2 protein-coding genes are annotated in these 1,346 nt (G+C 37.0%); both read right to left on the bottom strand.

Annotated elements, in window-relative coordinates; translation table 11 throughout:
• Positions 1-68: 68 nt before the first annotated feature.
• A complete protein-coding gene (locus ACR65M_RS26905; protein ID WP_440274944.1) occupies positions 69-689 on the bottom strand; it encodes a transposase in 621 nt (206 codons plus the stop codon).
• Between the two features lie 10 nt (positions 690-699).
• Positions 700-1,056: a hypothetical protein gene (locus tag ACR65M_RS26900; RefSeq protein WP_440274943.1), complete on the bottom strand. Its 357-nt coding sequence runs from the start codon at positions 1,054-1,056 to the stop codon at positions 700-702.
• Positions 1,057-1,346: the final 290 nt, after the last annotated feature.

Raw genomic sequence — 1,346 nt, 5'->3', positions numbered from 1 at the left:
GGGATTTAAAGAAACAAAAAAACGGATAACTTTACATTGAATACTGTAAAGTCATCCGTTATGGATGGTTAAGATAACCGCATTTTCCTGACGCTACCCCAATAACTTTCAAATTCAATATCAGGGACTAAGAGAATTTGGCCAGTTTTATCAATTGTTCTTTCAATCACTCTATAGACCTGGCGAATGGAATTTTTCATTCCCTTTGGAGTTGCATTTACAGCACCATAGAATACCCGTTTTCCTTCTCGTTCCTGAACGCATTTACCGAATTGTTCGGCTACCATGAGCCAGTTTTCTGGCTTTTCACGACGGGGATTTCGTTTAATGACAAAATTGGCCTTTTCACTTACACAAACTTTTAGGTTTTCGACGCTATCGTTTCCTGCGTCCATACGTACTAATAACGATATATCAGTAATCATCCGAGCATATTTAATACTTTTCTCGAGAAATTTCTCAGTATCCTTTTGAACGTGAGTGCTACCTTCTCGAAGTTCCACATTTACAACGTAGCCTTCTTGACCCAAATAGGAGAAGTTAGGAGAATACCCGTCACATCCTTTATATGTACGGCTTACCCCTTCTTTTTTAGTATTTGAGTTATCAAATGGTGATACATCAATATCCAAAGGCACGTATGATTTTTTGTCACTTGTAATTGTTGGAGTGACAGGGGAATCAAACAATCGTATAAGTTTAGCTGATTCCTCTAGTACAATGGATTTCCATCCGCCTACCTTTGTGGATTTGATCTAGACGTTGTCGTAACGTAGCACTCGAAGGAACCAATTGAATGTCTAATGCACGATAAAAGAATGGGTCGTCTCGAAACTGCTCAATATAGTCAAAATCATTCTTCCCTTGACATAATAGGCCAATATATGAGGTGGTCACATCACCATTAATAATTGCCGGCGATGACTTAATTTCTGGTACTTTTAAAGTTGAAAAACGTTTGTGAAATTTAGTTTTTGATAAAAGCAAACCTATTAAACCTAGACCCGAATGGGTCGTCAATGTATCATCGGAATCTTCCAAAATAAACTTAACCATTTGGTACACCTGCCTGGTGAATTAAAATTATCAACCTAAACTCGCTGATAACATTATTATATCAAGCTTTTTGGGCAAATTTAGTATTAATTACGTCACGGATTCAGGTACTATTAAAAGAGGGGCACTGCGTGAGTGCACCCCAACATTTTCCAAAGAGCTAAAAGAAAAATTTAGGAATTTTAAAAAGGAAAAAAAGAGAATAGGGTTTTTTAAACTGGCACCTATGTCAAGGACACAATAAAAAAAGAGACTAAGCAGCTTGAAGATGATTCCTATATTGAATAGGG

The sequence above is a fragment of the Ferdinandcohnia sp. SAFN-114 genome (assembly GCF_059415045.1).
This window is presented reverse-complemented; position numbering and strand designations above follow the sequence as displayed.